At 57.0% G+C, this 746-nt stretch carries 1 protein-coding gene; it reads left to right on the forward strand.

Annotated elements, in window-relative coordinates:
* Positions 1–58: 58 nt before the first annotated feature.
* Positions 59–746, forward strand: a 688-nt coding sequence (locus tag EQY_RS0121295; protein ID WP_000170662.1) for a DUF3560 domain-containing protein, incomplete at its 3' end; no start/stop codon positions are given.

Below are 746 nucleotides of genomic sequence, written 5' to 3' on the forward strand. Positions count from 1 at the left end.
AATTTTGTGGGGATCCCTCAGCCGCGAGGGGCGGCAACAGACGGAAGGAGAACATTTTATGACATTAGCAGCAATCACCATGACCGCCCCGGAAGCCGCCAGCCCTGTGCAGATGTACCGCGCGACCTACTCACCGGATGACAACAAACTGCGCCTGTATGCCGCGTCACGTCTTGACCCGGAGACGTATAAGAAAGTCCATGATGCCGGTTTCCGCTGGGCACCAAAACAGGCGCTGTTTGTGGCGCCAGCCTGGACACCGGGCCGGGAAGACGTGCTCCTCTCACTTGCCGGAGAGATTGAGGATGAAGACAGTACGCTCGCTGAACGTCAGGAAGCACGGGCGGAGCGGTTTACCGGATACAGCGGAAAGCGGGCCAGTGAATCCGCACAGGCACTTGATGAAGTGGAAAGACTGGCCGCGATGATCCCGCCCGGTCAGCCCATTCTTGTGGGGCATCACAGCGAACGCCGCGCCCGTCGTGATGCGCAGCGTATTGAAAACGGCATGAAACGAGCCGTGATGCTCTTTGAACGTGCGGAATACTGGGAAGAACGGGCGCGGTCGGCACTGCTTCACGCGAAGTATAAAGAACGTCCGGACGTTCGCTGGCGTCGTATCAAAAAAATCGAAGCTGATTTGCGAAAGGCTGAAAAGACCATCGCGCAGTCGCAGAAATATCTGACGATGTGGCGGGCTGAATCGCTGGATCTGAATATGGCAAAACTCATCAGCAGTCATGACC

This window comes from Escherichia sp. TW14182, assembly GCF_000208525.1.
Classification (GTDB): Bacteria; Pseudomonadota; Gammaproteobacteria; order Enterobacterales; family Enterobacteriaceae; genus Escherichia; species Escherichia ruysiae.